This is a genomic window from Nocardioides pyridinolyticus (genome assembly GCF_054653575.1).
On record NZ_BAAIFY010000010.1, the window covers coordinates 87,317 to 111,035 of the forward strand.

Consider the following 23,719-nt stretch of genomic DNA (forward strand, 5'->3'; position numbering starts at 1 on the left):
AGTCTGTCCAACAGCAGCGGCACGGTGTCCGTCGCCGCGTCGGACGGAGGAGCCAGGGGGCTGGGATGGCACGGATCACGGTCGTGTACCTGGGCGGCTTCGGCCGGTCGGGTTCGACGCTGGTCGAGCGCATGCTGGGGGCGGCGCCGGGCTGGGTGAACGTCGGTGAGCTCGTCGACCTCGCCCGGAGCGTGGCGCGGTCGGACGAGCGTTGTGGGTGCGGTGAGCCGTTCTCACGGTGCCCGGTCTGGAACGAGGTCGGCGCGACCGCCTTCGGTGGCTGGCGCGAGGACGTGCTGGACCGGCTGAGCGAGCTCCAGCGGTCGGCCGCCCGCCAGCGGCACCTGCCGCGCCTGCTCGGCCGGGCGGCGGCGCGACCGTCGGGGATCGCCGAGCTGCGCGACGCGTACGCCCGGATCTACCAGGCCGTGGCCGCGGTGACGGGCTCCGCCGTGATCGTGGACGCGTCGAAGGGCCCAGCGCTGGGGCAGGCTCTGGCGGGAGCGGCCGGCATCGACCTGCGGATGCTCAACGTCGTCCGCGACCCGCGGGCCGTCGCCTGGTCGTGGACCCGGCACGTCGACCGCCCCCAGGTCACCTCCGGCAGCGCCGAGATGTGGCGGGTCCCGATCCGGCGGTCCGCTGCCCAGTGGAGCGCGCTGCAGCTCGAGATGGAGGCGATCGCCCGGTGGGGCGGCGCGCCCTCGGCGCGGCTGCGCTACGAGGACTTCGTGGCCGACCCCGTCGGCACGCTCGTCGGCGCCACCGCCGTACTGGGACTGCCGCTCTCGCCGCGGGACCTTCCTCCGGTCGTCGGCGCGGAGGTCTTCCTCGCGCCGAGCCACGGTCTGTCGGGCAACCCCTCGCGCTTCCGCTCCGGTCCGGTCGAGCTGCGCCGGGACGACGGCTGGCGGGCCGCGATGCCGCCGACCGCCAAGGCCGCGGTCACGGCACTCACGCTTCCGCTGCTCGTGTCCTACGGCTACTCCGGCGGCGGCCCCCGGACGGGAGCACGACCGGCGCCGGTCGTGGAGAGGAGCGCGTGGTGACCCGGCACCTGCCGCTGGTGAGCGTCGTCGTCCCCACGCACGGCCGGCCCGAGCTGCTGCTGGAGACCGTCGCGACGATCGTCGCGCAGGACTACGCCGGACCGATGGAGATCCTGGTCGTCCACGACCGCGAGGAGATCGACCCCCGCCCGACGGGCCTGGCCGCCCCGGACCGGGCCGTCGTCTCGGTGGTCAACGATCGCACCGGCGGTCTCTGCGGCTCGCGCAACACCGGCGTCCTGGCCTCGCACGGTGAGCTCGTCGCGAGCTGCGACGACGACGACCTGTGGCACCCGGCGAAGGTCCGCCTGCAGGTCGCCCGCCTCCTGGCGGACCCCGACCTGCTCGCGGTCGGTGCGGGGATCCGGCTGCTCATGGGCGAGCGGGGCGACGTCGACTGGCCGGCGCGCGCGGAGCTCGTGACCCACGAGCGGCTGCTCGGCAACCGGGTGAAGGAGCTGCACAGCTCGACGCTGATGATCCGGCGGTCCGCGTTCGAGGAGGTGGGCTTCTACGACGAGGACCTCCCGTTCGGGTACGGCGAGGACTACGACTGGCTGCTCCGGGCCACCCGGGTCGGCCCGGTCGGCGCGGTGCCCGAGATCCTGGCCGACATCCGCAAGGACGTCCCCTCCTGGTTCCGCGACCGCTCCTCGAACACCGCCACGGCACTGGAGTACCTGCTCGACAAGCACCCCGACTTCCGCCACACCCGCCGCGGCCACGCCCGGATCCTCGGACAGATCGCCTACGCGCGTGCCGCGGGGGGCGAGCGCGCACGGGGGGCTCGACTCGCCGGCCGGGCGCTCTGCACGTACCCGGCCGCACCCCACGCCTGGCTGGCGCTGATGGTCGCAGGGCCCGGCGTCGAGCCGGGCCGGATGCTCACCGCCGCGCGCCGGCTGGGACGGGGGCTGTCGTGAGCCGCCTTCCCAACTTCCTCTACGTGGGGCCGGACAAGGCGGGGTCGTCGTGGCTCCACGAGACCCTCATGCGACACCCCGACGTCTACCTGACGCCCGCCAAGGACCTCTACTTCTACGACCGGTACTTCGACCGGGGGATGGGCTGGTACGCCGAGCAGTTCCGCGACGCCCGGGACGAGAAGGTCGTCGGCGAGATCTGCCAGGACTACCTGTTCCACCCGGCGGCCGCCGAGCGCATCCGCTCCACCCTCGACGACGTCCGCGTCATGGTGTGCCTGCGCGACCCGGTCGAGCGGGCCTGGTCGTCCTACCTCTACATGCGCAAGCACGGCATCGGGCCGGACACCTTCGCGGAGGCACTCCGCAGCCGTCCCGAGCTGCTCGACCACGGTCGGTACGCCACCGGGCTCGGCCGCTTCCTCGAGAGGTTCCCCCGGGAGTCGGTCCTGGTGGCGCTCTTCGACGACCTGGTCGCCGACCCCCAGCTGTTCCTGGACAACGTGACGGACTTCCTCGGGGTCGCGCGGATGCCGCTCTCGCCCGAGGACCTCGCCGCCCGGCTTCCGGCGGCGCGGGCCCGCTCCGTGCGCGTGGCGTGGCTGGCCCGCCGGGCCGCCGACTGGGTGCGTGAGCACGACGGCGCCCGGCTGGTGGGCGCGGTCAAGCGCTCCTCGACCGTGCATCGGGTCCTCTACCAGCCGATCGACCGCGACGCCGTCCGCCCCGGGCACGAGGACGTCATGCGGGTGCGTGCGGCGCTCGACCCCGAAGTGCGTGAGCTCGAGCGGACCTTCGGGCTCCGGCTGCGCGAGTCGTGGGGGTGGGGAGCGCCATGACCGGCACGCGTGCCGGCGGGGCCGAGCGACCGGTGCTGATGGTCAGCACCCAGGGAGGTCACCTCACGCAGCTGCTCGTGCTGCAGGCGTGGTGGGCCGAGCACGAGCGGGTCTGGGTGTGTCCCGGCACGCCGGACGTCCTCGACCGGCTCGAGGACGAGCGACTCATCCAGTCGTACACGCCCACCACCCGCAACCTGCCGAACCTGCTGCGCAACTTCGTCCTCGCCGCGCACGTCCTGCGCACCGAGCGCCCGGGCATCGTCATCAGCGCAGGCGCCGGTGTCGCCGTGCCGTTCTTCCTGCTGGCCTGGCTGCTGCGGATCCCGACGGTGTTCATCGAGGTCTACGACCGGGTGGACTCGCCCACGCTCACCGGCCGCCTGTGCGGCCCCTTCACCACGCGCCGGATCGTGCAGTGGGAGCAACAGCTCGGGTTCTACCCGGACGCCCTTCTCGTGGGGCCGTTGATGTGAGGCCGCTCGTGATCGTGCTGCTCGGCACGGACCACCACCCCTTCGACCGCCTCGTGATGTGGGCCGACGAGGTCGCCGGCCTCCGCCCGGACCTGCGGATCCTGGTGCAGCACGGTGCGACGCGGGCACCGCAGGTGGCGGAGGGCCGCCCCTTCCTGCCGCACCGCGAGCTGCTGGACCTGGTCGGAGCCGCCGCCGCGGTCGCCTGCCACGGCGGGCCGGGCACGATCATGGACGCCCGCGGCGCAGGCCACGTCCCGGTGTGCGTCCCGCGCGACCCGGCGCTGGGGGAGCACGTCGACGGCCACCAGATCCGGTTCGCGGCCATCGCCGGGCGGGCCGGCGTGGTCCGGACGGTGGCCCGCGCCGACCAGTTCCACGCGGCGCTGCACCAGGCCGTGGCCCAGGCCGTGACCCAGGCCGTGACCCAGTCCGTCGGCCGGTCCCTCACCCAGGCCGCTCGGTACGGCCCCCGTGCTCGCGTCCCGCCGAACCCGGCCGTCGACTCCGCTCGCGCGCAGTTGATCCGGGAGCTCGACCGGCTCGTGGCCGCCTCGGCCGCGCGGGGGGTGAGGGCCGCCCCGTGAGGGATGGCCCGGCGCGAGATCTACCCAATTCTGGGTATTGACCGATCCCGACTCCGTCGGGAGCGTGGGTCTGGCCACTCGGGTGGTCAACGAGCGGCTCATCGGTTCGTCCGGGTCGGCCGGCGGGGAGGGACACCGCGGCTTCGTGCTTCGGCAACCCCCCTACGCCGGAGCCGGAGCCGCTCCCGGACCACGGCCGACCACGCCTGGTCACGGCGGTGGCACGGACGGGCCGGTGAGTCGCCACGTCGTCGAGCACGGGGATACTGGGCGCCATGTTCCACAACCCGCGCGACCCGCGGACCAGTGACCGCCTGCACGGCCGCCTCGGATGACCCCACCGAGATCCAGCGCAGCTCGCGTCATCGTGGGGCTGGGCATCGCGCTCGTCGCGGTCGCGGGTCTGGGCTACCTCGCGTCGCAGACCGTCCTCGCCGCGCCGACGGTCGTCGTCGCCGACCCCGCCGAGTACGTCCAGGCGCCCGCGCCGTCCCCGCAGGTCGACCGAGCGGTCGAGCCCGGCAAGCCCGTGGGACCGCAGCAGGTCGACCCCCAGTGGGTCGCCGAGACGGCCGCGCGGGCCGGCATCCCGGCGCCCGCCGTACGCGCCTATGCGAACGCGCAGCTGAACGAACCCCGCGGCTGCGACGTCGGCTGGACGACGCTCGCCGGCATCGGGTGGGTCGAGTCCCACCACGGCACCATCGGCGGCCGCACCCTCGGCGACGACGGCCACTCCTCGACGCCGATCCTCGGCCCCGCCCTGGACGGCACCGACTTCGCGGCGATCCGGGCCACCCCCGAGAGCACCGTCTGGCACGGTGACCCCACCTGGGACCACGCCGTGGGGCCGCTCCAGTTCATCCCCTCGTCGTGGGAGACCTGGGGCGCGGACGGCGACGACGACGGCGTCGCGGATCCCAACGACCTCGACGACGCCGCCTTCGCCGCCGCGCAGTACCTCTGCGCCGACGGCCACGACCTGACCACCGCCGTCGGCTGGGCGGACGCGGTCTTCTCCTACAACCACGACCAGGCCTACGTCGACAACGTCCACGCCGCGGCGAAGGAGTACGCCGCCCGCACGGGCGACTGACCGCACCCGACGTCGACGACGCCGAGTCGGCGCTGATTCACTGCTCCTGAGGCTGAATCAGCGCCGACTCGGCGGGACGTAGACTCGGAAAGCACCCCCTACCTCGCGTCGGTCGGGGGCTTCCGTGCTGTTCGAAGGGATCCTTGTGCACCTCTCCGGCCTGGCTGACGCCGTCCTCGCCGACCCGACGCTCGCCGACGCGCTCGCCGACGCGCGCAGCGGGGCGGTCAAGGCGCTCGACCTCACCGGCCCCGAGGCCATGCGGCCGTACGTCGTCGCGGGGCTCGTCCGCGAGGGCCGGACCGTGCTCGCGGTGACCGCCACCTCCCGCGAGGCCGAGGACCTCGTCGAGGCGCTCGGCGACGTGGTCGACCCCAACGTCGTGGCCTACTACCCGAGCTGGGAGACGCTGCCGCACGAGCGGCTGAGCCCGCGCAGCGACACCGTCGGCCGGCGGCTCGCCGTGCTCCGCCGGCTCCGCCACCCGGGGGACGACGCCACCAACGGCCCCCTGAAGGTCGTGGTCGCGCCGGTGCGTTCGGTGCTCCAGCCGCAGGTGAAGGGTCTCGGCGACCTCGAGCCGGTCGAGCTCGTGCCCGGCGCCAGCGCGCCACTGGACGAGGTCGTCAGCCGACTGGCCGGGGCGGCGTACTCCCGCGTCGACCTGGTCGAGAAGCGCGGCGAGTTCGCCGTGCGCGGCGGCATCGTCGACGTGTTCCCGCCGACCGAGGAGCACCCGCTGCGGGTGGAGTTCTGGGGCGACGACGTCGAGGAGATCCGGTCGTTCTCGGTCGCGGACCAGCGCACGCTGGAGAAGGTCGAGCGACTCTGGGCGCCGCCGTGCCGCGAGCTGCTGCTCACCGACGAGGTGCGCGAGCGCGCCGCCGAGCTGGGTCGTCAGCACCCGCAGCTGCTCGAGCTCACCGACAAGATCGCCGCCGGCATCGCGGTCGAGGGCATGGAGTCCCTCTCGCCGGTGCTCGTCGACGAGATGGAGCTGCTCGTCGACCTCATGCCCGACGACACCCACGTGCTCGTGCTCGACCCCGAGCGCGCCCGGACCCGCGCGCACGACCTGGTCGCGACCAGCGAGGAGTTCCTCGGGGCGAGCTGGGCGGCCGCCGCGGGCGGGGGTACGGCGCCGATCGACCTCGGAGCGGCGTCGTACCGCTCTCTCGGCGACGTGCGCGAGCACACCATCGCGGCCGGCACGCCGTGGTGGACCGTCAGCCCGTTCGGCATCGACGACGCCGATCAGCCGGGGCCTGTCATCGACGTGGATGCCGTCCCGAGCCGGTCGCTCCCGGCCAAGCCCGCCGACGCCTACCGGGGCGAGATCGAGCGGGCGATCGGCGACATCGACCGCTGGCGCCAGGACGGCTACCGCGTGGTCGTGCTGCACGCCGGCCACGGCCCGGCCGAGCGGATGCGCGAGGTGCTGGCCGAGCACGACGTGCCGGCACGCATCACCGAGGACCTGCAGGAGGCGCGCGATCTCACCACCGACGTGGTGACCGTGACCTGTGGCGCGACCGCACACGGGTTCGTCGACGACCGCAACCGGCTCGTCGTCCTCACCGGCGAGGACCTGTCCGGCCAGAAGGCCTCGACCCGGGACATGCGCCGCATGCCGGCGCGCCGCAAGCGGCAGATCGACCCGCTCGAGCTGAGCGCGGGCGACTACGTCGTGCACGAGCAGCACGGCGTCGGGCGCTTCGTGGAGATGAAGCAGCGCGAGGTCGGGGGAGCGGTCCGCGAGTACCTCGTGCTCGAGTACGGCGCCTCCAAGCGCGGCGGCCCGCCGGACCGCCTCTACGTGCCGGCCGACGCGCTGGACCAGGTGACGCGCTACGTCGGAGGCGAGCAGCCCTCGCTCGACCGGCTCGGCGGCGCCGACTGGACCAAGCGCAAGAACAAGGCCCGCAAGGCCGTGCGGGAGATCGCCGCCGAGCTGATCAAGCTGTACGCCGCCCGGCAGGCCACCCAGGGCTACGCCTTCGGCCCCGACACGCCCTGGCAGCGCGAGCTGGAGGACGCCTTCCCGTTCCAGGAGACGCCCGACCAGCTGAGCACGGTCGACGAGGTCAAGGGCGACATGATGCGGCAGGTCCCCATGGACCGGCTGGTCTGCGGCGACGTCGGCTACGGCAAGACCGAGATCGCCGTGCGCGCCGCGTTCAAGGCGGTCCAGGACGGCAAGCAGGTCGCGGTGCTCGTGCCGACCACACTCCTCGTCACCCAGCACCTCGGGACCTTCGCCGAGCGGATGAGCGGCTTCCCCGTCGTGCTCAAGGGGCTGAGCCGCTTCCAGACCGACGCCGAGGCGCGTGAGGTCATGGCCGGCATGGCCGACGGCTCGATCGACATCGTGGTCGGCACCCACCGCCTGCTCAACCCCGACACCCGGTTCAAGGACCTCGGCCTGATCATCGTGGACGAGGAGCAGCGGTTCGGCGTCGAGCACAAGGAGCAGATGAAGCGCCTGCGGACGAGCGTCGACGTGCTGTCGATGTCCGCGACGCCCATCCCGCGCACGCTCGAGATGGCGATCACCGGCATCCGGGAGATGTCCACGATCACCACCCCTCCCGAGGAGCGGCACCCGGTCCTCACCTACGTCGGCGCCTACGAGGACCGGCAGGTCATCGCCGCCGTGCGCCGCGAGCTGCTGCGCGAGGGCCAGGTCTTCTACATCCACAACCGGGTCAACTCGATCGAGAAGGCCGCCGGCCGGATCCGCGAGCTCGTCCCGGAGGCGCGCGTCGCCACCGCCCACGGCCAGATGAACGAGAAGCAGCTCGAACAGGTGATGCTCGACTTCTGGGAGAAGCGCTTCGACGTGCTCGTGTGCACCACCCTCGTGGAGTCCGGCCTCGACGTGTCCAACGCGAACACGATGATCATCGAGCGGTCCGACACCCTCGGCCTCAGCCAGCTGCACCAGCTGCGCGGCCGCGTCGGCCGGTCCCGGGAGCGGGCCTACGCCTACTTCCTCTACCCGGCCGAGAAGCCGCTGACCGAGACCGCCCACGAGCGCCTCGCCACGCTCGCGCAGCACTCCGACCTCGGTGGCGGCATGGCGATCGCGATGAAGGACCTCGAGATCCGCGGTGCGGGCAACCTGCTCGGCGGCGAGCAGTCCGGCCACATCGCCGACGTCGGGTTCGACCTCTACGTCCGGCTCGTCGGCGAGGCCGTCAACGAGTTCCGCGGCGATCGCGAGCCCGAGCTCGACGAGGTCCGGATCGAGCTGCCCGTCGACGCCCACCTCCCGCACGGCTACATCCCGAGCGAGCGGCTGCGGCTGGAGATGTACAAGCGCCTGGCCGAGGTCCGCTCCGACGACGACGTCGACCTCATCAACGAGGAGCTCCTGGACCGGTACGGCGAGCCACCGGTCGAGGTCGTCTCGCTGCTGCTCGTCGCGCGGTTCCGCGCGCGGGCGCGGCAGGCGGGCATCGGCGAGGTCACGATCGCGGGCAAGAACGTGCGGTTCGCGCCGGTCGACCTGCCGGAGTCGCGGGTGGTCCGGCTCAACCGGCTCTACCCGAAGTCGATCGTCAAGGCGCCCGTGCAGACCGTGCTGGTGCCACGCCCGCAGACGGCCGTCGTGGGAGGGAAGCCGCTGAACGGGATCGCCCTGCTTGAATGGGCCCGGCAGGTGATCGACACCGTCCTCGACCCGCGCGATTCCAGTACCTGATCCCAAGGAGCAGCCCGTGACCCGCACCCGGAGCCTCGTCGGCCTGGCCCTCGCCTCGACCGTGCTGCTCACCGGCTGCTCTGCCACCGGTGGGGCCTCGGGGTGGAACCCCAACGTCGCCGCCCGGGTGGCCGACGACACCATCTCGCTCTCGGAGGCGAACGACACGGCGGCGGCGTACTGCGGGGCCCTGCTGACGAACCCCGAGAACGACCAGGTCGTCCCGGGCCGCTACGTCGGCGCCCGCGTGGTGGCCAGTCTGGTGCTGCGCTCGGCGGCCGAACAGTTCGCCGAGGAGAAGGGCCTCACGCCCCACAGGTCCTACGACGAGACGGTCCGGCAGGCCGAGGAGGGCGGCGCCTTCGCCGACCTGACCGAGGAGGAGAGGGAAGCCGTCATCGCGGTCGACGGCTCCGGCTACTACGTCCAGGCCGTGCAGCGGGCGGCGGGCGAGGACGGCGAGGAGCAGTTCGTGCGGTGGCTCGACGACCACGCACCCGAACTGGACCCCCGCTACGGCATCGCCATCGAGGACGGCACGACCGTGCCGGCCGACACGGGCGTCTCGGCCGGGGTGAGCGAGGTCGCCCAGCAGGCCGCCGCGTCCGAGCCGGACGCCGCCTACGCCGCCGGTCTGCCGGAGAACCAGCGCTGCGGTGGCTGATCCCGCGTCGGGCGCGTCCCTCCTCGAGCTCCTCGAGGTGATGCGGCGGCTGCGCGTGGAGTGCGCGTGGAAGGCCGGTCAGACGCACCGGTCGCTGGCCCGCTTCCTCCTCGAGGAGACCCACGAGACCCTCGAGGCGATCGACACCGGCGACGCCGAGCATCTGCGGGAGGAGCTCGGTGATCTGCTGCTCCAGGTGTACTTCCACGCGGTGATCGCGGAGGAGTCCGGCGAGTTCACGCTGGACGACGTCGCCGCCGACATCACCGCCAAGATGTACCGACGCAACCCCCACGTCTTCGCCCCCGAGGCCGACTCGCCGACCGACGCCGCCGACATCGACGCCGCCTGGCAGCGCATCAAGGCCGAGGAGAAGCAGCGCACGTCCGTCACCGACGGGCTGCCGCCCGGCCTGCCCGCGCTGCTGTACGCCGACAAGGTGTTGGGTCGTCTCGGGGACGCGGTTCCCGACCTGGGCGACGGCCTGGGCGACGGCCCGGGCGACGGCCCGGGCGACGACCTGGGCGACCGGCTGCTCGCGCTCGTCGCGGAGGCCCGCGAACACGGGGTCGACCCGGAGCAGGAGTTGCGCGCTGCGGTCAGGCGGCTGCTCTAGGGTCACCCGTGTGGCCCGGATCCTGATCGTCGAGGACGACTCCGACGTGCGTGACTGGATCGCGCACTGCCTGCTGCGGGAGGGGCACGAGCTGCGCGGTGTACCCGACGGCGCGCGGACCCGAGCGCTCCGCGGCGAGGAGCCGGACTACCGCCCGGACCTGGTGCTCATGGACTACGCCCTCCCCGACACCGACGGCGTCTCGCTGCTCGGCGAGCTCACGGTCGCGTGGCCCGGCGTCCCCGCCGTCTTCGTGACGGTGCAGTGGACCGGCGAGATCATCAAGCAGATCGAGGGGACGGGCCACGAGCGGGTGGCCAAGCCGTTCGACGCCGAGGACCTCCGCGCCGCCGTCCGGCGGGCGCTCGGGGCCGGAGCGAGCGAGGGGTGACCCGCGCACGTCTGCTCGACCTGGCCGGCTACGCCTTCCTCTTCGTGGTGGCCGCCCTCCTCGGTCGAGCGGCGCTGCTGGACGGCACCCAGCTCGCGCTCGTCTGGCCGGCCGCGGGCATCGGGGCGGCATGGCTGGCCGTCAACGGCTGGAGCCGCCTCGTGGTGGTCGACGTGGCGATGCTGTTCGTGCTGTCGTCCGCGGTCAACGCCCTGACCGGCGCGAGCCTCGGCCTCGCCGTCGGCCTGGCCTTCGCGACCGTGGTGCAGACCCTCGTCTTCGGCGCGCTGATCACCCGGTGGAGCCCGACCTGGTGGGGCTTCGGCGACGAGCCGCCGGCCGGGGTCGCCCGGCTCCGCGACCTCGCCGTCCTCGTCCTGGCCGCGGCGCTCGCCGCGTTCGTGTCGGCCGTGCTCGGCCCGGCCGCGGTGCTGTCGGTCTCCGACACCGACTGGACCCAGGTGGTCTCGTGGATGCTCCGCAACGCCACCGGCATCATCGTGGTGTTCCCGCTCTCGCTCACCGCGCGACACCTCACCCGGTCCAGCGCGACGGAGCGGGCGCCGGACGCCGTGGGACCGATGCGCGGGCGCGGCCCGTTCGAGCTCACCCTGCTCGCGGTCGCCTCCGCGGTCGCGGTCTGGCTGGTCTTCTGGGTCCACCACGACCTGCCCGTGCCGTTCCTCGTGCTGACGATGAGCGTGTGGGCCGGAGCCCGCTTCTCGCCCTTCGTGGCCGACGTGCACGCGATCCTGCTCGCCTCCGCGGTCACCGTGGCCACGGTCCTCGAGCACGGCCCCTTCCTGCAGATCGACAACCCGGACACGCGTGCGCTCGTGCTCCAGGCCTATGTCGCCGTCCTCGTCTCGCTCACGCTCGCGCTCTCGGTGGGACGCAGCGAGATCCTCCTGCTGAGCCACGCGGTGTCCCAGCAGGGCACGCTCGTGCGCACCATCGTCGACACCATGGCCGACGGCGTCAGCGTGGTCGACGCGCGCGGCAACGTCGTGCTGCGCAACCCGGCCGCCGAGGCGCTCGTCGGCGACCACCAGCGGGACGCCGACGGCAGGGGGGACGTCGGTGCCTACGGGCTCCGGCAGGTCGACGGCCGGCCGATCCCGCCCGAGGAGAGCCCGATCGCGCTGGCGCTCGCCGGCGCGAGGGTCGAGAAGGAGGACCTGGTCCTCCGCAACTCCCTGGCGCCCGGTGGCCGGATGCTCGAGGTCACCGCCCGCCCGCTGCCCGACACCGATCCGCCGCTGGCGGTCGTGGTGTTCCACGACGTCACCGCCGAGCGCCGCGAGCGCGACGAGCTGGCGTCGTTCGCCGGGGTCGTGGCCCACGACCTGCTCAACCCCCTCACCGTCATCGACGGCTGGTCCGAGGCGCTGCTCGAGGAGGCGCTGGCCGGTCGCCAGGTCGAGCCGGCGGAGCAGGCGCAGCGGCTCGACCGCATCCAGCGCGCCGCGCAGCGGATGCAGCACCTGATCAGCGACCTCCTCGCCTACACGACCGCACGTGACCTCGCCATCAACCCGGTCCGGGTCGACCTGGGGGCCCTCGCGAGCGACGTCGCCCGTGCTCGCGTCGACGCCAACCGCGTGCGCGACCTGCCCGAGCCCCTGATCACGGTCGACCCCGACCTGCCCCCGGTGCTGGCCGAGCCGGTGCTGCTGCGCCAGGTCGTCGACAACCTGATCGGCAACGCGGTCAAGTACGTCGCGCCGGGGGTGCGCCCTGAGATCCGGGTCTGCGCCCGGCGGGTCGCCGGCCCGGACGGGGCCGAGGACATGGTCGAGATCGAGGTCTCCGACAACGGCATCGGCATCCCGCCGGGCCAGCACGAGCAGGTCTTCGACAGCTTCCACCGCGCGCACAAGGACGGCTATCGCGGCACCGGCCTGGGCCTGTCGATCGTGAAGCGGATCGTGGAGCGGCACGGCGGGTCGGCCACCGCGCGCGACAACGACGGCGGGCGTGGGACGACGATGAGCGTCTCGTTCCCCGCCGCTAGGCTGGCTGACGGCCTTCCCGACCGAACCCAGGAGCACTGACGTGGCATCCATCGAAGCTGTCGGCGCCCGCGAGATCCTCGACTCGCGCGGCAACCCCACCGTCGAGGTCGAGGTCCTGCTCGACGACGGCGCGTTCGCCCGGGCGATGGTCCCCAGCGGGGCCTCGACCGGTGCCTTCGAGGCGGTCGAGCTCCGTGACGGCGGCAGCCGGTACGGCGGCAAGGGCGTCGGCCAGGCGGTCGACGCCGTGATCTCGACGATCGCCCCCGCCGTCGAGGGCCTCGCCGCCGACGACCAGCGGCTGATCGACCAGACGATGCTCGAGCTCGACGGCACGCCCAACAAGGCCACGCTCGGCGCGAACGCCATCCTCGGCGTCTCGCTCGCCGTCGCCCGGGCCGCGGCCGACAGCGCCGAGCTCCCGCTCTACCGCTACATCGGTGGCCCCAACGCCCACCTGCTCCCGGTGCCGATGATGAACATCCTCAACGGCGGCGCCCACGCCGACTCCAACGTCGACGTGCAGGAGTTCATGATCGCGCCGATCGGCGCCCCGACGTTCCGCGAGGCGCTGCGCTCCGGCGCCGAGGTCTACCACGCGCTGAAGTCGGTCCTGAAGAAGAAGGGCCTCTCGACCGGCCTCGGCGACGAGGGCGGCTTCGCGCCGAACCTGGACAGCAACCGGGCGGCGCTCGACCTGATCGCGGAGGCCGTCGAGGCCGCGGGCCTGAAGCTGGGGTCGGACATCGCGCTGGCCATGGACGTCGCCGCGTCGGAGTTCTACCGGGATGGCGCCTACGTCTTCGAGGGTTCGCCCAAGACCGCCGAGGAGATGACCGCCTACTACGCCGACCTGGTCGCGTCGTACCCGATCGTCTCGATCGAGGACCCGCTCGACGAGGACGACTGGGACGGCTGGAAGGCCATCACCGACGGTCTCGGCGCCCGGACCCAGCTGGTCGGCGACGACCTGTTCGTCACCAACGTCGAGCGGCTCCAGCGCGGCATCAGTGGCGGCCAGGCCAACGCGCTGCTGGTGAAGGTCAACCAGATCGGCTCGCTCACCGAGACCCTCGACTCCGTCGAGCTCGCGCACCGCAACGGCTTCCGCTGCATGATGAGCCACCGCTCGGGCGAGACCGAGGACACCACGATCGCCGACCTCGCCGTCGCGACCAACTGCGGCCAGATCAAGACCGGTGCCCCGGCGCGGTCCGATCGGGTCGCGAAGTACAACCAGCTGCTGCGGATCGAGGACGAGCTCGGAGACTCTGCGCGCTACTCCGGCGCGTCGGCGTTCCCTCGGTACGGTGCCTGAGCGAACCTAGGAGGCATGCCCTCCGAGTCTCGTCGTACGCCCTCGCGCGGACCCCGGGGGCGGAGCGTGCCCAGGCGGCCGATGCCGCGCCCGGCCGCCTCGGCGGCGTCCGGGGCGGCGGCCGCCCCGGCGCCGCGGTCCCGGCTGACCGGGCGGGCCGCGATCCTGGTGCTCGTGCTGGCGGTGCTCACCGTCAGCTACGCCTCGTCGCTGCGCGCCTACCTCGACCAACGGGCGCACATCACCGACCTGAAGGAGCAGATCGCGCTGCGCCAGGCGAGCATCGGCGAGCTCGAACGCGAGAAGCGCCGCTGGGAGGACCCGGCGTACCTCAAGCAGCAGGCGCGCGAGCTCAACTACGTCATGCCGGGCGAGACGTCCTACGTCGTCCTCGACGAGAACGGCGAGCCGCTCGAGCGCGACAGCGAGCTGACCGACCCCTCCACCGTGGCCCAGAAGCCGCCGACCGCGTGGTGGTCGAACGCCTGGGAGTCGGTCGAGCTGGCCGGCAACCCGCCGAAGCCGGAGGCTCCGCCGGCCGCCCGGATCAACGGCGAGCGGTGACCTGAGAGTGCCGAGTCGGCGCGAGGGACGGTGGGCCCGGCTGGCACGATGGGCGCGTGATCGACCCGAACGACGTCAGCGCCATCGAGGCCCAGCTCGGCCGTGAGCCACGGGCGATCCACGACATCGGCCACCGCTGCCCGTGCGGCAACCCCGATGTCGTCACGACCGAGCCGCGGCTGCCGAACGGGACGCCGTTCCCGACGACGTTCTACCTGACCTGCCCGCGCGCGGCGTCCCGGATCGGCACCCTCGAGGGCTCGGGCCTGATGAAGGAGATGCAGGACCGCCTGGGGCAGGACCCCGAGCTGGCGGCGGCCTACCGGGCCGCGCACGAGCGCTACCTCGAGGTGCGGGCGACGCTCGGCCAGGTCGAGGAGATCGAGGGCATCTCCGCCGGCGGCATGCCGGACCGGGTGAAGTGCCTGCACGTGCTCGCCGGCCAGTCGCTGGCCATGGGCCGCGGCGTGAACCCGCTGGGCGACGAGGTGCTCGACCTGCTCGGGGCGTGGTGGGAGCCCGGGCCGTGCGTGTGACGGGGCGGGTAGCGGCGATCGACTGCGGCACGAACACGATCAAGCTCCTCATCGGCGACCTCCCGGAGGTCGACGTCCGCGAGATGCGGATGGTCCGGCTCGGCCAGGACCTCGACCGCACCGGACGGATCGCGGACGAGGCGCTGGTGCGGGCGTTCGCCGCGATCGAGGAGTACGCCGCGCTGATCCGGGCGCACGGCGTACCGCCCGAGCGGGTGCGGTTCGTGGCGACCTCGGCCAGCCGGGACGCGTCGAACGCCGACGTCTTCGTGGCCGGCGTCCGGGAGCGGCTCGGCGTCGAGCCGGAGGTCGTGAGCGGGGAGGTCGAGGCGGCGCTGTCCTTCGACGGCGCGGTGCGCAATCTCCGGGCGGCGCCCGCCCTGCCGGTGCTCGTGATCGACGTCGGTGGCGGCTCCACCGAGCTGATCCTCGGGTCCTCCGCGCCCGAGGCCGCGGACTCGATGGACATCGGGTCCGTGCGGCTGCACGAGCGACACCTGCACTCCGACCCGCCGACCGCCGCGGAGGTGGCGGCGTGCGTCGCGGACATCGAGGCGCACCTCGACGCCTGCCCCGTCGACCCCGCGGCCGCGGCGACCGTGGTCGGCGTCGCCGGGACCGTGACCCAACTGGCGGCGGTCGCACTCGACCTGCCGGCGTACTCCCGCGAGGCGGTCGACCAGCTGGTGCTCCCGGCCGAGCAGGTGCTCGCCACCGCCGACCGGCTGGTCGCGATGACCGTCGCGGAGCGGCGCGCGCTGCCGTCGATGCACCCGGGACGCGCGGACGTGATCGACGCTGGCGTCCTGATCCTCGGGCAGGTGCTGCGCCGCTCCGGCGCCGCAGCGCTGGTGGTGTCCGAGGCCGACATCCTCGACGGGATCGCCTGGTCGCTGGCGACCTGAGTTTCGCTCACCGGCCCGCTGGGCACCGCCTGAAGCATGAGCGAGCACAGGACGACGGACGAGCCGATCGGCGCGGTCGTGCACCGGCTCTCGGAGCAGATCCCCGAGCTGGTGCGCAGCGAGATGCGGCTGGCGCAGGCGGAGCTGACGCAGAAGGGCAAGCGAGCCGGCCTCGGCATCGGGATGTTCAGCGTGGCCGGGCTGCTGGCGGTCTTCGCGGTGGCCGTGCTGATCGCGACCGCGATCATCGCGCTGGACCTGGTGCTCCCCTTGTGGGCGTCCGCGCTGATCGTCGCGGGAGTGCTGCTCGTCGGCGCCCTCGGCGCCGCCCTCGGCGGCAAGAACGAGCTCGAGCAGGCGACCCCCGCCAAGCCGGAGCACGCGATCGAGGGCGTCAAACAGGACATCGCCGCCGTGAAGGGAGAGCGTTCGTGAGCACGAACGGGACGAGCCCGCAGGAGATCGAGGCGGACATCGCACGCCAGCGCGAGCAGCTCGCCGCCACCATCGACCAGTTGCACGACCAGATCGAGACGAAGGCGAAATCCACGGCGAAGGTGGCGGCCATCGTGGCCGGCGTCGCGCTCGTCGGCCTCGTCGGGCTCGCCCTCTGGCGACGCCGCCACTGACCCCCACCACTCCAGGGAGGAACCCATGTTGTTCATCAAGCCCAGCCTCGTCGTCGGCTTCGCCGCCGGCTACGTCCTCGGTGCGCGCGCCGGTCGGGAGCGCTACGAGCAGATCAGCAACGGCGCCCGGAAGTTCATGGGCAACCCGACCGTGCAGTCCGCCGCCAGCAAGGCGCAGGAGACCGTGGCCACCCAGGCGCCGGTCGTCGCCGATGCGGTCAAGGACAAGGCGACCTCGGCCGCGTCCGCCGTCGCGGACAAGGTGAGCCGGGACAACGACTCGGCCCCCGCGGGCACCAACGCCAACCCCTGACGTCCCAGACGTTCCAGGCGGGAACGCGCGGGAGGATGGCGGTATGAGCGCCGTCCTCCCGCACCCCGCGACGGGGGACCCGTTCCCCTCGCCGGTCCCGCCGGGGACCGGCTGGCCGGGTGACCCGGCGGAGGCGGCGACGGCGGTCGCGCGGACGCCGGCCCAGGTACGCCGCCTCGCCCGGCAGGCGTCGCTCGACGAGCTCGACGCCCGGATCTCGGTGTGCCGTGCGTGCCCGCGACTCGTCCGCTGGCGCGAGGACGTCGCGCACGCCAAGCGCGCGTCGTACGCCGCCGAGCCCTACTGGGGCCGCCCGATCCCCGGCTGGGGCTCCCCGACGCCCCGCATCCTCGTCGTCGGGCTCGCGCCGGCCGCGAACGGCGCCAACCGCACCGGCCGGATCTTCACCGGCGACCGCAGCGGCGACTGGCTCTTCGCCTCGCTGCACCGGGTCGGCCTCGCGACGCAGGGCACGAGCGTCCACGCGGCCGACGGCCTCGAGCTGGTCGACACCCGCATGGTCGCCACGGTCCGCTGCGCCCCGCCCGACAACAAGCCGACGACCGTCGAGCGCGACACCTGCGCGCCCTGGATCGAGGCCGAGCTCGGCCTGCTCGCCGAGCACGTCCGCGTGGTCGTCGCGCTCGGCGGCTTCGGCTGGGACGCCGCCCTGCGGTCGTACGCCGCCCTCGGCTGGACCGTCGCCCGCCCCAAGCCCCGCTTCGGCCACGGCGCCGAGGCCACCCTCGTCGGCCCGGACCGCTCGGTGACGCTCCTGGGCTGCTACCACCCCAGCCAGCAGAACACCTTCACCGGACGGCTCACCGAGCCGATGCTCGACGACGTCCTCGGCCGGGCGGCCGTCCTCGGCACAATGTCCTCGTAGCCGGCGGGACGTCATCCGCGCTGGTCGCTCCCGCGACCACCTCGCATGACGTCCCGGCGGAGCCGCCCCCGTATCCCAACCGGCAGAGGAAGCCGCCTTAAAAGCGGCGTGTTCTGGGTTCGAGTCCCAGCGGGGGCACGACCGGGAGGTCGGCCGGCGGCGGTCAGCCCTTGGTGATCCGGATCCAGTCGATGTCACCGGGGAAGTAGTCGCAGCTGTCGGCGCCCACGGTGGGGTCGCTCGTGTCGCAGTCGAACTTGCCCCCGACGGTCCAGGGCTTGGTGTTGTCGATGGTGCCGGTCGGTTTGACGGCGCGCTTGTCGAACGCCCCGTCCACGTAGAGCGTCACCTGCGTGGCGGTGCGCTCGCAGCGGATGACGTGCCACTGGCCGTCGTTGAGCGGCATCGTGGTCCGGATCGCGGCCTGCGCGGTCGGTGACTTGAACATGCAGCTCAGGTAGCCCCGGGGCTGCTGGAACTTGACCTGCCCGCCGGTCGTCCGCGCCTGTCCCTTCTGCAGGACGTTGCCGAACCGGTCGGTGGAGCGGTAGCGGAACTCGACCACGAACGTGCTGCTCCCGGGATCGAGGGAGCCGTCGGGCGCGTCGTCGACCATGATGAGGTGGTCGGCGCCGTAGTACGTGGTCGCGTCCGGCGAGTGCCGGTCCCAGTCCGCGTCGGACCCGTTCATGATGATGTGGCTCCCGATCGCCCCGTGGTGTCCGAGGCCGGAGCCGTCGGCCGCCGTCCTGGCGCCGGCGGGCTCATTGAGCTGCAGGTCGAGGACGACCGTGCCGTGCGCCGCCGGTCCGGCCAGCACCATCCCGACGGCAGTGCCCAGTGCTCCGATCCGCGTCCCGAGTCGCATCATGGCCTCCCGGCAGCGGCCGGCATCGGGTACGCCGGCCAGGTCCCCACCACGATACGTCCTCACCAGCGCACTCTGGGGAACTCTCCGGCTCCTCCCGGCGTTGAACCCGGTGGACCCACCTAGACTGGGTCAACCCCACAGGCCTCGAGGAGAGACCATGCAGAGCAACAACCCGGTGTTCCGCCGTTCGGAGGAGTTCAACAGCGCGAACGCCTACGGCAACCAGACGTACGCCGGCAACGGGTCCGCCCGCCAGGGCTACGGCCAGACCGGCTACACCGATCCGTCCACCTGGAGCACGGGCGCGCCCGGCCAGCCGGGTGTCCCCGGTCAGGCCCCGGTCGCCACCGGCGGCCCGATGACGATCGACTCGGTCGTCCAGAAGACGGGGATCTCCCTGTTCCTGGTCTTCGTGGCGGCCGCCGCGACCTGGTTCCTGACGCCCGAGATCAGCTCCGACGCCGACCTCGGCCCGCTGGTCGCCGCGATGACGATCGGCTCGTTGGCCGCCTTCGGCCTGTCGCTGGTCAACTCGTTCAAGCGCGTGATCAGCCCCGCGCTCGTGATGGCGTTCGCCGTGGCGGAGGGCATCGCCCTCGGCGCCCTGAGCAAGTTCTTCGACGCCCAGTTCGGCGGCGGCATCGTCACGCAGGCGGTGATCGGCACCTTCGCGGCCTTCGGCGGCACGCTCGCGGCGTACAAGTTCTTCAACATCCAGGTCGGCAGCAAGTTCCGCACCTTCGTGATCGCCGCCGTGTTCGGCATGGTGGGGCTGAGCATCCTCGAGGTCGTCCTCGGCCTGTTCAGCAGCGAGCTCGGCCTGTTCGGCTTTGGCGCTGCCGGTCTGCTGTTCGCGATCGTCGGCCTGGTGCTCGGTGTGTTCATGCTGATCCTCGACTTCGACTTCGTCGAGCAGGGCGTCGCCAACGGCATCCCGGAGCGGGAGTCGTGGCGGGCCGCCTTCGCGATGACGGTGAGCCTGGTCTGGATCTACACCAACCTGCTGCGCATCCTGGCGATCTTCAACCAGGACTGACGCCGCTCAGCCGCTGACCGCGTCGACCCGTCCGAGCTCCTCGGGCGGGTCGACGTCGTTCTGGCCCTCGGCGCTCTCCTCGTCCTCGGGCGCCTCGCCCTCGGCGCCGGGCTGGCGGCGGCGGCGCCGCAGCTCGACCCACAGGCCGCGGACCCCGCGGCGGGAGCCGCCGACCTCGGTGCCGCCGAGCTCGGTGCCGGGCACGTTGACGGCCTGGAGGGCGGCCGCGGTGATCGGCAGGACGCCCTCGCCGCGGTAGGCCTCGGGCTCGACCTCGTCGTCCGGGACCAGGCCGAGGGCCGCGAGCGTCGAGGGCAGCAGCACCTGGGCCAGCGAGCGGTAGCCGTCGGCCGACGGATGGAACTGGTCGGGCCCGAAGAGCACCGCCGGCGCGGCCGCGAACTCCGGCCCGAGGATCGAGCCGAGCGACACCGTGCGGCCACCCTGCTCGAGCACCGCGATCGTCTGGGCCGCCGCGAGCCGGCGCGACCACATCCGGGCCACCTGCTTGAGCGGCGGCGCGATCGGCTTGATCGTCCCGAGGTCGGGACAGGTGCCGACGAGCACCGAGACGCCGGCCTCGTGCAGCCGCCGGACAGCCTCGGAGAGGTGGCGCACCGAGGCCGACGGCAGCACGCGGTGGGTGACGTCGTTGGCGCCGATGAGGATCACCGCGACGTCGGGCTCGGTCGGCAGGGCGAGGTCGAGCTGGGTGTCGAGATCGGAGGACTTGGCGCCGACGACGGCGACGTCGCGCAGGAACACGCGGCGGTCGGCGCGCTCGGCCAGGCCGCTGGCGAGCACGGCGCCCGGCGTCTCCTCGACCCGGTCCACGCCGTAGCCGGCGGCGCTGGAGTCACCGAGCAGCGCGACCTTGATCGCGGGCCCGGGTCGGCCGCGGCCGTAGTAGCCGGTCGGGTCGGGCGGCTCGCCCTCGGCGTTGCCGATGGTCTTGCGCGCGACGGCGGCCTCGGCGCGCAGTACGCCGTAGAGCCCGGCGCCGAGCACGGACAGCCCACCCCCGCCGTACGCCGCTGCGGAGGCCAGCTTCCGAGCAGCACCTGCCTTCCCCACGAGCATCACTCTACGGAGGAGGCCCACGGCGTTTCCCGGGATACCCCCACCCGCCCCTAGATTGGGGGAATGCAGTACGTGAACTCTCTCCTCGAGCTGATCGGCAACACCCCGCTGCTCAGGCTCTCGAAGTCCACGGGCTCCCTGGAGGGCGCGAAGGGACCGATCGTCCTGGCCAAGGTGGAGTACCTGAACCCCGGCGGCTCCGTGAAGGACCGCATCGCCACGCGCATGATCGAGGCCGCCGAGGCCTCCGGCGAGCTCCAGCCGGGCGGCACGATCGTGGAGCCGACGTCGGGCAACACCGGCGTGGGACTGGCGATGGTCGCCCAGCAGAAGGGCTACAAGTGCGTCTTCGTCTGCCCGGACAAGGTCAGCGAGGACAAGCGCAACGTGCTGCGCGCGTACGGCGCCGAGGTGGTCGTCTGCCCGACCGCGGTCGAGCCCGAGCACCCCGACTCCTACTACAACGTCTCCGACCGGCTCGCCGCGCAGCCCGGCGCCTGGAAGCCCGACCAGTACTCCAACCCGCACAACCCGCGGTCGCACTACGAGTCGACCGGTCCGGAGATCTGGGCGCAGACCGACGGGAAGGTCACGCACTTCGTCGCGGGTGTCGGCACCGGCGGCACCATCAGCGGGACCGGCCGCTACCTCAAGGAGCAGAACCCCTCGGTCCAGGTCGTGGGCGCGGACCCGGCCGGCTCGGTCTACTCCGGCGGCTCCGGCCGCCCGTACCTCGTCGAGGGCGTCGGTGAGGACTTCTGGCCCGACGCCTACGACCGCGACGTCGCCGACCGGATCATCGAGGTCTCCGACGCGGACTCGTTCGCGATGACCCGTCGCCTCGCTCGTGAGGAGGCGCTGCTGGTCGGCGGCTCGTCCGGCATGGCGGTGCACGCCGCGATCCAGCTCGCGCACGAGCTCGAGGGCACGCCCGAGGGGGAGTCCGCGGTGATCGTGGTGCTGCTCCCGGACTCCGGCCGCGGCTACCTCACCAAGGTCTTCAACGACGACTGGCTCGGCCAGTACGGCTTCCCCGTCAACGGGGTGGACGGCCCGGCGACGAACGTGGGCGAGGTGCTGCGCGGCAAGGACGGCCGGATGCCGGACCTGGTGCACACGCACCCCAACGAGACCATCGCCGAGGCCGTGGCGATCCTCCAGGAGTACAACGTCTCGCAGATGCCGGTCGTCCGCGCCGAGCCGCCCGTCGTGGCGGCCGAGGTGGTCGGCTCGGTCTCCGAGCGGGCGCTGCTCGACCTCCTGTTCACCGGCACCGCCCGGCTCACCGACAGCGTCAGCCAGCACATGTCCGACCCGCTCCCGTCGATCGGCTCCACCGAGCCGGCCTCCGATGCGGTCGGCGCGCTCGAGGGCGCGGACGCGTTGCTGGTCCACGAGGACGGCAAGCCCGTCGGCGTCGTCACCCGTCACGACCTGCTGGGGTACCTCGCCCGCGGCTGAGACCGGTGGACACCCGTACCAAGCAGTTGCTTGGTACGGTGCAAGGCATGGCGGCGCCCCCTGCGAGCAGTCCGGCGATCGAGGGCTGGTTCACCACCGGGTCGGACCCGGCGCTGATCGGCACCCGCTGCACGGCGTGCGGGACGGTGTCTTCCCGCGGCTGGGTGGGGCTTCGGGGCACGGGTTCTGCCGCAACCCCGGCTGCGGGGGCGAGGAGTTCGAGGAGACCGAGCTGTCGCGCCGTGGGACCGTGTGGTCCTACACCGACGCGCAGTACCAGCCGCCGCCGCCGTACGTCGCCCGCACCGACCCCTACGAGCCGTTCGCGCTGGCCGCGGTCGAGCTGCCGGAGGGGCTCGTGGTGGTCGGCCAGGTCGCCGACGGGTACGGCGTCGCCGACCTGCGGGTGGGCGGTGAGGTCGAGCTCGTCGTCGAGACGATCTACGTCGACGACACCGGCGACCGCACGATCTGGCGCTGGAAGCCCGTCGTCGAGATGGGCGAGGAGGCGGACCAGTGAGCGCGCACGACGTGGCCGTCGCGGGTGTCGGCATGCACCCGTGGGGCAAGTGGGGCCGCGGCTTCGTCGAGTACGGCGTGCACGCGGCCCGCGCCGCGCTCGCCGACTCCGGTGTCGACTGGCGCGACGTCGACCTGGTGGTGGGGGGCGAGACGGTCCGCAACGGCTACGGCGGGTACGTCGCCGGCGCCACCTTCGCGCAGGCGCTCGGAACGGCGCCCGGGTCGCCACGTCGTACGCCGCCTGCGCCACCGGCGCCCAGGCCCTCGACACCGCCCGCGCCCGGATCCTCGCCGGTCTCTCCGAGGTCGCGCTCGTGGTCGGCGCGGACACCACCCCCAAGGGCTTCCTCGCCCCGAACGCCGGCGAGCGCTGGGACGACCCGGACTGGCTGCGGTTCCGGCTGCTCGGCATGACGAACCCGGCGTACTTCGCGATGTACGCGCGCCGCCGGATGGAACTGTACGGCGCCACCCCGGAGGACTTCGCGCAGGTCAAGGTCAAGAACGCGAAGCACGGGCTGGCGAACCCCAACGCCCGCTACCGCCAGGAGGTCTCGGTCTCCGACGTGTTGGCGTCGGCCGTGGTCTGCGACCCGCTGCACCTGCTCGACATCTGCGCCACCTCCGACGGCGCCGCGGCGGTGGTGCTCACCAGCACCGAGTACGCCAGGCGGCACGGCCTCGCCGGCGAGGGACGGGCGCCGGTGCGGATCACCGCGGTATCGACGGTGACGCCGACCTTCCCGAACACCGTCCTGGACATGCCGAACCTGTCCACGGACGCCAGCACGGCGGTCGCCGCTCCCGAGCGGACCTTCAAGGAGTCGATCGGCCGGGCGGCGTACGAGGAGGCGGGCGTCGACCCCGCCGACGTCTCGGTCGCCGAGGTCTACGACCTCTCGACCGCCCTCGAGCTGGACTGGATCGAGGACCTCCAGCTGTGCGAGCGCGGCGAGGCCGAGTCCCTGCTGCGCGCGGGCGACACCACGATCGGTGGCCGGATCCCGGTCAACCCCTCCGGCGGCCTCGCCTGCTTCGGCGAGGCCGTCCCGGCCCAGGCCCTCGCGCAGGTCTGCGAGCTCACCTGGCAGCTGCGCGGCCAGGCCACCGGCCGCCAGGTCGAGGGCGCCACCGTCGGCATCACCGCCAACCAGGGCCTGTTCGGCCACGGCTCCGCGGTGGTCCTCAGCCGCTGATCTCGAGCCTCGCGGCGGGCCGGCGGTGCCCCAGCCACCGTCT

Annotated in this window: 25 protein-coding genes and 1 tRNA gene; 24 read left to right on the forward strand and 2 right to left on the reverse strand. The window is 73.0% G+C overall.

Going from position 1 to position 23,719, the window contains the following annotated elements:
* Positions 1 to 65 precede the first annotated feature (65 nt).
* The 20 genes from ACYQ0U_RS11060 to ACYQ0U_RS11155 all read left to right on the forward strand — a co-directional run bounded on the left by ACYQ0U_RS11060 (position 66) and on the right by ACYQ0U_RS11155 (position 17,648).
* Positions 66 to 1,049, forward strand: a complete 984-nt coding sequence (locus ACYQ0U_RS11060; protein WP_459972677.1) for a sulfotransferase — start codon at positions 66 to 68, stop codon at positions 1,047 to 1,049.
* Positions 1,046 to 1,972 (forward strand): glycosyltransferase family 2 protein, encoded by a 927-nt coding sequence (locus ACYQ0U_RS11065; protein WP_459972679.1) that lies wholly within the window; start codon positions 1,046 to 1,048, stop codon positions 1,970 to 1,972. The genes ACYQ0U_RS11060 and ACYQ0U_RS11065 overlap by 4 nt, the downstream gene beginning before the upstream one ends.
* Positions 1,969 to 2,811, forward strand: a complete 843-nt coding sequence (locus tag ACYQ0U_RS11070) for a sulfotransferase family protein (protein WP_459972681.1) — start codon at positions 1,969 to 1,971, stop codon at positions 2,809 to 2,811. Before ACYQ0U_RS11065 ends, ACYQ0U_RS11070 begins: the two co-directional genes overlap by 4 nt.
* Entirely contained in the window at positions 2,808 to 3,287 is a 480-nt protein-coding gene (locus ACYQ0U_RS11075; RefSeq protein WP_459972684.1) for a UDP-N-acetylglucosamine--LPS N-acetylglucosamine transferase, read from the forward strand. Before ACYQ0U_RS11070 ends, ACYQ0U_RS11075 begins: the two co-directional genes overlap by 4 nt.
* Positions 3,284 to 3,874 carry a glycosyltransferase gene (locus ACYQ0U_RS11080; RefSeq protein WP_459972686.1) on the forward strand — a complete coding sequence of 197 codons (591 nt, stop codon included), beginning with the start codon at positions 3,284 to 3,286 and terminating at the stop codon, positions 3,872 to 3,874. The genes ACYQ0U_RS11075 and ACYQ0U_RS11080 overlap by 4 nt, the downstream gene beginning before the upstream one ends.
* A gap of 331 nt (positions 3,875 to 4,205) precedes the next feature.
* The gene (locus ACYQ0U_RS11085; protein WP_459972689.1) at positions 4,206 to 4,970 is read left to right on the forward strand and encodes a lytic murein transglycosylase; all 765 of its coding nucleotides are present in this window, start codon (positions 4,206 to 4,208) and stop codon (positions 4,968 to 4,970) included.
* A gap of 145 nt (positions 4,971 to 5,115) precedes the next feature.
* The gene (gene mfd, locus ACYQ0U_RS11090) at positions 5,116 to 8,673 is read left to right on the forward strand and encodes a transcription-repair coupling factor (RefSeq protein ID WP_459972811.1); all 3,558 of its coding nucleotides are present in this window, start codon (positions 5,116 to 5,118) and stop codon (positions 8,671 to 8,673) included.
* A gap of 16 nt (positions 8,674 to 8,689) precedes the next feature.
* A complete protein-coding gene (locus tag ACYQ0U_RS11095; RefSeq protein WP_459972693.1) occupies positions 8,690 to 9,337 on the forward strand; it encodes a hypothetical protein in 648 nt (215 codons plus the stop codon).
* Complete coding sequence (locus ACYQ0U_RS11100; protein WP_459972697.1) at positions 9,330 to 9,953, forward strand: nucleoside triphosphate pyrophosphohydrolase; 624 nt, start codon at positions 9,330 to 9,332, stop codon at positions 9,951 to 9,953. The genes ACYQ0U_RS11095 and ACYQ0U_RS11100 overlap by 8 nt, the downstream gene beginning before the upstream one ends.
* 10 nt (positions 9,954 to 9,963) lie before the next feature.
* Complete coding sequence (locus tag ACYQ0U_RS11105; RefSeq protein ID WP_459972701.1) at positions 9,964 to 10,344, forward strand: response regulator; 381 nt, start codon at positions 9,964 to 9,966, stop codon at positions 10,342 to 10,344.
* On the forward strand, positions 10,341 to 12,398 hold the full coding sequence (locus ACYQ0U_RS11110; protein WP_459972703.1) for an ATP-binding protein: 2,058 nt from the start codon (positions 10,341 to 10,343) through the stop codon (positions 12,396 to 12,398). The genes ACYQ0U_RS11105 and ACYQ0U_RS11110 overlap by 4 nt, the downstream gene beginning before the upstream one ends.
* A gap of 1 nt (position 12,399) precedes the next feature.
* On the forward strand, positions 12,400 to 13,677 hold the full coding sequence (eno, locus tag ACYQ0U_RS11115; protein ID WP_459972705.1) for a phosphopyruvate hydratase: 1,278 nt from the start codon (positions 12,400 to 12,402) through the stop codon (positions 13,675 to 13,677).
* A 66-nt stretch (positions 13,678 to 13,743) separates the two neighbouring features.
* Complete coding sequence (locus tag ACYQ0U_RS11120; protein WP_459972709.1) at positions 13,744 to 14,241, forward strand: FtsB family cell division protein; 498 nt, start codon at positions 13,744 to 13,746, stop codon at positions 14,239 to 14,241.
* Between the two features lie 56 nt (positions 14,242 to 14,297).
* Positions 14,298 to 14,777 (forward strand): DUF501 domain-containing protein, encoded by a 480-nt coding sequence (locus ACYQ0U_RS11125; protein WP_459972711.1) that lies wholly within the window; start codon positions 14,298 to 14,300, stop codon positions 14,775 to 14,777.
* Positions 14,774 to 15,682, forward strand: coding sequence for a Ppx/GppA phosphatase family protein (locus ACYQ0U_RS11130; protein ID WP_459972813.1), 909 nt, complete (start codon positions 14,774 to 14,776; stop codon positions 15,680 to 15,682). The genes ACYQ0U_RS11125 and ACYQ0U_RS11130 overlap by 4 nt, the downstream gene beginning before the upstream one ends.
* A 36-nt stretch (positions 15,683 to 15,718) precedes the next feature.
* Positions 15,719 to 16,117: a phage holin family protein gene (locus ACYQ0U_RS11135; RefSeq protein WP_459972715.1), complete on the forward strand. Its 399-nt coding sequence runs from the start codon at positions 15,719 to 15,721 to the stop codon at positions 16,115 to 16,117.
* The gene (locus tag ACYQ0U_RS11140) at positions 16,114 to 16,311 is read left to right on the forward strand and encodes a DUF3618 domain-containing protein (RefSeq protein ID WP_459972719.1); all 198 of its coding nucleotides are present in this window, start codon (positions 16,114 to 16,116) and stop codon (positions 16,309 to 16,311) included. The genes ACYQ0U_RS11135 and ACYQ0U_RS11140 overlap by 4 nt, the downstream gene beginning before the upstream one ends.
* A gap of 25 nt (positions 16,312 to 16,336) precedes the next feature.
* Positions 16,337 to 16,624 (forward strand): hypothetical protein, encoded by a 288-nt coding sequence (locus ACYQ0U_RS11145; protein ID WP_459972721.1) that lies wholly within the window; start codon positions 16,337 to 16,339, stop codon positions 16,622 to 16,624.
* A 43-nt stretch (positions 16,625 to 16,667) separates the two neighbouring features.
* A complete protein-coding gene (locus ACYQ0U_RS11150; protein ID WP_459972724.1) occupies positions 16,668 to 17,510 on the forward strand; it encodes a uracil-DNA glycosylase in 843 nt (280 codons plus the stop codon).
* 64 nt (positions 17,511 to 17,574) lie between these two features.
* Positions 17,575 to 17,648 (forward strand) — tRNA-Leu (locus ACYQ0U_RS11155).
* 25 nt (positions 17,649 to 17,673) lie between these two features.
* On the opposite strand, the gene ACYQ0U_RS11160 is transcribed toward ACYQ0U_RS11155, so the two are convergent.
* Positions 17,674 to 18,444 carry a laminin G domain-containing protein gene (locus ACYQ0U_RS11160; RefSeq protein ID WP_459972726.1) on the reverse strand — a complete coding sequence of 257 codons (771 nt, stop codon included), beginning with the start codon at positions 18,442 to 18,444 and terminating at the stop codon, positions 17,674 to 17,676.
* Positions 18,445 to 18,538: 94 nt separating this feature from the next.
* Between ACYQ0U_RS11160 and ACYQ0U_RS11165 the strand changes: the two genes are divergently transcribed.
* Positions 18,539 to 19,417 carry a Bax inhibitor-1/YccA family protein gene (locus ACYQ0U_RS11165; RefSeq protein WP_459972728.1) on the forward strand — a complete coding sequence of 293 codons (879 nt, stop codon included), beginning with the start codon at positions 18,539 to 18,541 and terminating at the stop codon, positions 19,415 to 19,417.
* 6 nt (positions 19,418 to 19,423) lie between these two features.
* Here the strand turns inward: ACYQ0U_RS11165 and ACYQ0U_RS11170 are convergent, their stop codons facing one another.
* Positions 19,424 to 20,491, reverse strand: coding sequence for an SGNH/GDSL hydrolase family protein (locus tag ACYQ0U_RS11170; RefSeq protein WP_459972731.1), 1,068 nt, complete (start codon positions 20,489 to 20,491; stop codon positions 19,424 to 19,426).
* A 69-nt stretch (positions 20,492 to 20,560) separates the two neighbouring features.
* On the opposite strand from ACYQ0U_RS11170, the gene ACYQ0U_RS11175 reads away from it, so the two are divergent.
* The 3 genes from ACYQ0U_RS11175 (at position 20,561) to ACYQ0U_RS11185 (ending at position 23,676) form a co-directional block, all read left to right on the forward strand.
* Positions 20,561 to 21,958: a cystathionine beta-synthase gene (locus ACYQ0U_RS11175; RefSeq protein WP_459972734.1), complete on the forward strand. Its 1,398-nt coding sequence runs from the start codon at positions 20,561 to 20,563 to the stop codon at positions 21,956 to 21,958.
* Positions 21,959 to 22,094: 136 nt separating this feature from the next.
* Entirely contained in the window at positions 22,095 to 22,478 is a 384-nt protein-coding gene (locus ACYQ0U_RS11180) for a Zn-ribbon domain-containing OB-fold protein (RefSeq protein WP_459972736.1), read from the forward strand.
* A gap of 49 nt (positions 22,479 to 22,527) precedes the next feature.
* The gene (locus tag ACYQ0U_RS11185) at positions 22,528 to 23,676 is read left to right on the forward strand and encodes a lipid-transfer protein (protein ID WP_459972817.1); all 1,149 of its coding nucleotides are present in this window, start codon (positions 22,528 to 22,530) and stop codon (positions 23,674 to 23,676) included.
* Positions 23,677 to 23,719 lie beyond the last annotated feature (43 nt).

Excerpts from the sequence above, each read along its gene's own strand:
- ACYQ0U_RS11060 (WP_459972677.1), top strand. The coding sequence starts at position 66 with ATGGCACGGATCACGGTCGTGTACCTGGGCGGCTTCGGCCGGTCGGGT.
- ACYQ0U_RS11075 (WP_459972684.1), top strand. The coding sequence starts at position 2,808 with ATGACCGGCACGCGTGCCGGCGGGGCCGAGCGACCGGTGCTGATGGTC.
- ACYQ0U_RS11085 (WP_459972689.1), top strand. The coding sequence starts at position 4,206 with ATGACCCCACCGAGATCCAGCGCAGCTCGCGTCATCGTGGGGCTGGGC.
- ACYQ0U_RS11135 (WP_459972715.1), top strand. The coding sequence starts at position 15,719 with ATGAGCGAGCACAGGACGACGGACGAGCCGATCGGCGCGGTCGTGCAC.
- ACYQ0U_RS11145 (WP_459972721.1), top strand. The coding sequence starts at position 16,337 with ATGTTGTTCATCAAGCCCAGCCTCGTCGTCGGCTTCGCCGCCGGCTAC.
- ACYQ0U_RS11150 (WP_459972724.1), top strand. The coding sequence starts at position 16,668 with ATGAGCGCCGTCCTCCCGCACCCCGCGACGGGGGACCCGTTCCCCTCG.
- ACYQ0U_RS11165 (WP_459972728.1), top strand. The coding sequence starts at position 18,539 with ATGCAGAGCAACAACCCGGTGTTCCGCCGTTCGGAGGAGTTCAACAGC.
- ACYQ0U_RS11175 (WP_459972734.1), top strand. The coding sequence starts at position 20,561 with ATGCAGTACGTGAACTCTCTCCTCGAGCTGATCGGCAACACCCCGCTG.